Annotated in this window: 5 protein-coding genes; all 5 read right to left on the reverse strand. The window is 66.5% G+C overall.

The annotated features are described in order from the left end of the window. A partial coding sequence (locus WCE35_RS18395; RefSeq protein WP_424594757.1) for an FtsW/RodA/SpoVE family cell cycle protein occupies positions 1-620 on the reverse strand: 620 nt, incomplete at its 3' end. Positions 621-862: 242 nt separating this feature from the next. Then, the gene (gene murD / locus WCE35_RS18400; protein WP_424594758.1) at positions 863-2,263 is read right to left on the reverse strand and encodes a UDP-N-acetylmuramoyl-L-alanine--D-glutamate ligase; all 1,401 of its coding nucleotides are present in this window, start codon (positions 2,261-2,263) and stop codon (positions 863-865) included. Between the two features lie 155 nt (positions 2,264-2,418). Continuing rightward, complete coding sequence (gene mraY, locus WCE35_RS18405; protein WP_424594759.1) at positions 2,419-3,525, reverse strand: phospho-N-acetylmuramoyl-pentapeptide-transferase; 1,107 nt, start codon at positions 3,523-3,525, stop codon at positions 2,419-2,421. Between the two features lie 11 nt (positions 3,526-3,536). After that, the gene (locus WCE35_RS18410; RefSeq protein ID WP_424594760.1) at positions 3,537-4,973 is read right to left on the reverse strand and encodes a UDP-N-acetylmuramoylalanyl-D-glutamyl-2,6-diaminopimelate--D-alanyl-D-alanine ligase; all 1,437 of its coding nucleotides are present in this window, start codon (positions 4,971-4,973) and stop codon (positions 3,537-3,539) included. After that, on the reverse strand, positions 4,970-6,046 hold a 1,077-nt coding region (locus tag WCE35_RS18415), incomplete at its 5' end, for a UDP-N-acetylmuramoyl-L-alanyl-D-glutamate--2,6-diaminopimelate ligase (protein ID WP_424594761.1). The genes WCE35_RS18415 and WCE35_RS18410, both read right to left, overlap by 4 nt.

Here is a 6,046-nt window from a genome sequence, read left to right on the forward strand (position 1 = left end):
GCGCCAAACAACCCGAGGCCCGCCGCGCCGGCAAGGCCGGCGACCCAGATCATCCGCATCCCGGCGATGAAGAACAGCGCGCCCCACACCATCAGGATCAGCATGGTCTGGCCGAAGTCCGGCTCCATCACCAACAGCGCGACCAGCACCAGCAGCAGCACCAGCGCCATCGAGGTCGCCGGCATCTCCGGCCGCCGCGTCGATTCCGCGAACAGCCACGCCGCCATGACGACGAAGGCCGGTTTGGCGGATTCGGAGGCCTGGATGTTGACGCCGATCAAGGTGATCCAGCGTCGCGAGCCCTTCACCTCGGGACCGAACCACAGCGTCGCCACGATCAGCACGATGCTGACCGCGAACACCAGCAGCGCGGTGCGGCGGATCTGCCGCGGCGACAGAAACGACACCGCGACCAGCACCACGATCGAAGGCAGCAGGAACATCACGTGCCGGTTGAAGAAGTGGAACGGATCGAGCCCGATCCGCGTCGCCACCGGCGGGCTCGCCGCGAGCGAAAGGATAATGCCAGCCAGCATCAGCGCGAGCACCGCCGCGAGCAGCAGGCGGTCCACGGTCCACCACCATTCGGAAAGCGGCGTGCGTTGGTCGCGGGAGAGCATCGGCGTCCCCAGAATGGCAGAGGTCCGCCCATTGGTCGCCCATGACGGTTTCCAAGGGGTTAATGCGATCATTATCTTTTGAAAGGGAGTTCTCCCGTACCCCGGATGCCGCGCAGCGCGACGCCCTTGCGGCGCGGTGCGCGGCTGATCCGGGGTCCATTGTGATGGGTCCCGGCTCTGCGTAGCGGCATTACATGCCGCAACGCGTCCGGGACACGGAGGCTGCGCTTGAAGGCGCGCCGTCACACCACCGGTGTGACGCCGGGCAACGCGGTGACGAGTTCGCGGAACCTGGTGCCGCGGATTTCGAAATTGCGGTACTGATCGAACGAGGCGCAGGCCGGCGACAGCAGCACCACCGGATTGGCAAGCCCCGAAGCCTCCGCGTCGCGCGCGGCATTGGCCACCGCGACATCGAGCGTGTGCGAAATCTCGTGCGGCACGTGGTCGCCGAGCGTGGCCGAAAACTCCGGCGCGGCCTCGCCGATCAGATAGGCCTTGCGGATGCGCGGGAAATATTCGGTCAGGACCGCGATGCCGCCAAGCTTGGGCTTGCCGCCGGCGATCCAGAAGACATCGGCGAAGGACGACAGCGCATGCGCGGCGGCATCGGTGTTGGTGCCCTTGGAGTCGTTGACGAACAGCACCTTGCCGCGGCGGCCGACCTGCTCCATGCGGTGGGCAAGGCCCGGAAAGCTGCGCAGGCCGTCTTGCAGGGTGTCGGTGTCGATCCCCATCGCCAGCGCGCAGGCCGCGGCACAGGCGGCATTCTGCGCATTGTGCAGGCCGCGCAGCGAACCGATGCCGCCGAATTTCGCGATCTCGCTGCGCGCGCCGCCCGACGCCAGCAAAACGGTTTCGCCCTCGACATAGATGCCGTCGGGCAGCGGATTTTTCACCGAGATGCGGACCACGCGCTTGCCGGAGCGCTCGAGGCGGTCGGCGATGTTGCGGCTCCAGCCATCGTCGACGCCGACGATCGAGGTGCCCTGCGGCTGCACGCCGGCGACCAGCCGCGCCTTCACCGCGGCGTAATTTTCCAGCGTGCCGTGACGATCGATATGGTCCTCGCTGATATTGAGCAGGATGCCGACCGAGGGATCGAGCGAGGGCGAAAGATCGATCTGATAGGACGACATCTCGATCACATGCACCCGCCCCATCCGCGGCGGCTCCAGCGACAGGATCGCGGTGCCGATATTGCCGCCCATCTGGGTGTCGTAGCCGGCGACCCGCATCAGATGCGCGATCAGCGCCGTGGTGGTCGATTTGCCGTTGGTGCCGGTGATCGCGACGAACGGCGCATCCGGCGCATGACGCCTGCGCTCGCGACAGAACAGCTCGATATCGCCGATCACCTCGACGCCGGCCTGCTGCGCCGCCAGCACGGTCCAGTGCGGTGCAGGATGGGTGAGCGGCGCGCCGGGCGTCAGGACCAGCGCGGCGAAATTCGCCCATGGCACCGTGCGCAGATCGGCGGTGATGAAACCGTCCTGCGCGGCCTTGGCGACGTTGTCGGCATTGTCGTCGCCGGCGATCACTTTCGCGCCGCCCGCCTTCAGGGCGTGGCAGCTCGCAAGCCCGGAGTCGCCGAGGCCGAACACGGCGACCGTCCTGCCCGCAAAGGCGGTGGCGGGGATCACGATCTAACCTGTCATTCCGGAGGCCGCCAACGGGTCCGCGCAAAGCGCGGCCCGTCGACGGCAATCCGGAATCTCGAGATTCTCCGATGTGCAATTGCACATCGTAGTTCGCGCTTTGCGCGCCCCGGAATGATGGTTGAAGATGGACAAGATCGTCACCTCAGTTTCAGCGTGGAGAGGCCGGCCAGCGCCAGCATCACCGAGATGATCCAGAACCGGATCACGATCTGCGGCTCGGTCCAGCCCTTCTGCTCGAAATGATGATGCAACGGCGCCATCCGGAACACGCGCTTGCCGGTCAATTTGAACGAAGCCACCTGCACGATCACCGAGACCGCCTCCAGCACGAACAAGCCGCCGATCACGGCGAGCACGATCTCGTGCTTGACCGCGACCGCGGTCGCGCCCAGCATGCCGCCGAGCGCCAGCGAGCCGGTGTCGCCCATGAAGATCGACGCCGGCGGCGCGTTGAACCACAAAAATCCCAGCCCCGCGCCGAGTACCGCGCCGCACAATACCGCGAGTTCGCCGGTGCCGGCGACGTAGTTGATCTGCAGGTAGTCGGAGAACACCGCGTTACCCGTCAGGTAGGAGATCATGCCAAAACTGGCCGCCGCGATCATGACCGGCACGATGGCGAGGCCGTCAAGGCCGTCGGTGAGGTTGACCGCGTTGCCGGCGCCGACCATGACGAAGGCGCCGAAGATCACGAAGAACCAGCCGAAATTGAACACCATGTCCTTGAAGAAGGGAATCGCAAGCGAAGTCGAGGACACGTCGCGCCCGAGCCGGACCAGCGCGTAACAGGCGGCGAGCGCGATCACCGCCTCGATCGCAAGACGGAGTTTGCCGGCGAAGCCGCCATGGGTCTGCTTCGTCACCTTCAGATAGTCGTCGTAGAATCCGACGAAGCCGAAGCCGAGCGTCACCGCGAGCACGATCCAGACATAGGGGTTGAGCGGGTTCGCCCACAACAGCGTCGCCACCACCAGTCCCGACAAGATCATCAGCCCGCCCATCGTCGGCGTGCCCTTCTTGGAGATGATGTGCGATTGCGGGCCGTCGGTGCGGATCGGCTGGCCCTTGCCCTGGCGCAGCCGCAAATGATCGATGATCCACGGGCCGAACAGGAACACGAACAGCGCGCCGGTCACCATCGCCCCGCCGGTGCGGAAGGTGATGTAGCGGAATACGTTCAGGAGCGTCCGGAACATCCCCAAACCGGGGACGGTATTGGAAAGCTCGATCAGCCAGTAAAACATTCACTCATGCCCTATACCGCTTCTGCGTGCGCGGCTTTGCCGGGAAAGCGCTTTTCGAGCGCATTGACGATCGTCTTCATCTTCGAACCCAGCGACCCCTTCACCATGATCGCGTCGCCGGCGCGGATTGCCGCGACCGCCTGCGCCTCCAGGCCGGCCGCATCAGCGGCATAGCCTCCCCGCTTGCCGGTGGAAAGAGCATCCCACAGATGGCGCATCAGCGGACCACAACAATACACCAGATCGACGTGGCTGGCCTTGACGGCCTCGACCAGGCCGCGATGCAGCGCGGGGCTGGTCGGACCGAGCTCGAGCATGTCGCCGAGCATCGCGATGCGCCGGCCATGCGGACCGATATCGGCCTGGCCGAGCACGTTGAGCGCTGCGCTCATCGACGCCGGATTGGCGTTATAGCTTTCGTCGATCAAAGTCACCTCGCCGCTGCCGACCTCCAGCACGCGCCGCAGGCCGCGACCCGCCGGCGGCTCGAGCAGCGACAGCGACAGCGCCGCCCGCGCCAGGTCCGCTCCCAGCAAATAGGCGCCGGCCAGCACCGCCAGCGAATTCATCACCATGTGGCGGCCGGGCATGCCGATCTTGTAGGCGACGTCGTGATCGAGAATGTTGGCGTGCACCGCCGAACAGGTGGCACGCAGCGACACATCGAGCAGCCGCGCGTCGGATTTCGCGTCGGCGCCGAACGAAACGATGCGGGAGATGCCGTGCCGCTTCGCGCAGGCCTCGAGCCGGGTGAACTGCGAATTGTCGCGGTTGAGCACGACCGCCCCGCCGGGCTCGACGCCGACAAAGATTTCCGCCTTGGCGTCGGCGATCGCCTCGATGCCCGAGAAGAATTCCAGATGCACCGGCTCGACCGCGGTGACGACCGCGACATGCGGCCGCACCATCCTGACCAGCGCATCGATTTCGCCGGCGTGATTCATGCCGATCTCGAAAATCGCAAAGCGCACCGACGCCGGGCAGCGCGCCAGCGACAGCGGCACCCCCCAATGGTTGTTGAAGGAGGCCACCGAAGCGTGGGTCTCGCCCTGCGCGGCGAGCACGCAGCGCAACGCTTCCTTGGTCGAGGTCTTGCCGACCGAGCCGGTGACCGCGATGATCCGCGCGCCGAGCCGCGCGCGCGAGGCCTGCGCCAGCGCGACCAGGCCGGCGAGCACGTCGTCCACGACCAGCAAGCGCGCATCGGCTGCGAATTTCCGGCGCTGCGCGGCTTCGACCACCGCCAGTCCCGCGCCCGCCTTCAGCGCGGCTTCGACGAAATCATGCCCGTCATGGACCTCGCCCTTGATCGCGAAATAGGCTTCGCCCGGCGCAATGGTGCGGCTGTCGATGGAAAGACCGCTGATGCCTTCCGGCAACGCGCCCTGGATCGCCGCGGCCATCGCCTCGATCATCGCCGCCGATGTCCACAATGGCGCGGCGCTCATGCGACCCTCGCGGCGAGCGCGGCCGCAACCGCATCATGATCGCTGAACGGCAGCGTCTTGTCGCCGACGATCTGTCCGACCTCATGGCCCTTGCCGGCGATCAGCAGCGCATCGCCGGGCTGCAGCTCGGCAATTCCAGCGCGGATCGCCTCAGTGCGATCGCCGATATCCCTGGCGCCCTTCGCAGCGGCCAGGATGGCGGCGCGGATCGCCGCCGGATTCTCGCTGCGCGGATTGTCATCGGTGACGATGACGCTGTCGGCATTTGCAGCGGCGATCGCGCCCATCAGCGGACGCTTGCCGGCGTCGCGGTCGCCGCCGGCGCCGAAGATGACCGCGAGCTTTCGTCTGGCATAAGGCCGCAGCGCCTGCAGCGCCTTCGCCAGCGCATCGGGCTTGTGCGCGTAATCGACGAAGATCGGCGCGCCGTTGCGTTCGCCGACGCGTTCGAGCCGGCCCTTGGCGCCTTCGAGATGTTCGAGGCTCGCGAACACGGCATCGGGCCCGCTGCCGGTACCGATCGCGAGGCCCGCGGCGACCAGCGCGTTCTCGATCTGGAATTCGCCGACCAGCGGCAGCCTGACCAGATATTTGCGCCCGCGATGTTCGAGTGCGAGCTTTTGCGCAAAGCCTTCGATGGACGCCTCGAGCAGGCGAATGCCCTCGCTTGCGCCGTCCGCCTGGCGGCCGATGGCGATGAGCCGCAGATGCCGCGACCGCGCGGCGTCGATCGCCTGCTCCGAGAAATCGTGATCGGCGCAGATGACCGCTGCGCCATCGGCTGTGACGAGATCGCGGAACAGCCGCAGTTTGGCGGCAAGATAATGCGCGATGTCGGGATGATAATCCATGTGGTCGCGCGACAGATTGGTGAAGCCGCCGGCGGCGATGCGCACGCCGTCGAGCCGGTATTGATCGAGCCCGTGCGATGAGGCTTCAAAGGCGAGATGCGTGACGCCGTCGGTTGCGATCTGGTCGAGCTGCCGGTGCAGCGCGATCGGATCGGGCGTGGTCAGCGAGCCGTAGACGGTGCGCTTCGGCGACACCAGCCCGATGGTGCCGATGCTGGCGGA

The organism is Bradyrhizobium sp. (assembly GCF_049691595.1).
GTDB lineage: Bacteria > Pseudomonadota > Alphaproteobacteria > Rhizobiales > Xanthobacteraceae > Bradyrhizobium.

Excerpts from the sequence above, each read along its gene's own strand:
- WCE35_RS18410 (WP_424594760.1), bottom strand. The coding sequence starts at position 4,973 with ATGAGCGCCGCGCCATTGTGGACATCGGCGGCGATGATCGAGGCGATG.
- mraY (WP_424594759.1), bottom strand. The coding sequence starts at position 3,525 with ATGTTTTACTGGCTGATCGAGCTTTCCAATACCGTCCCCGGTTTGGGG.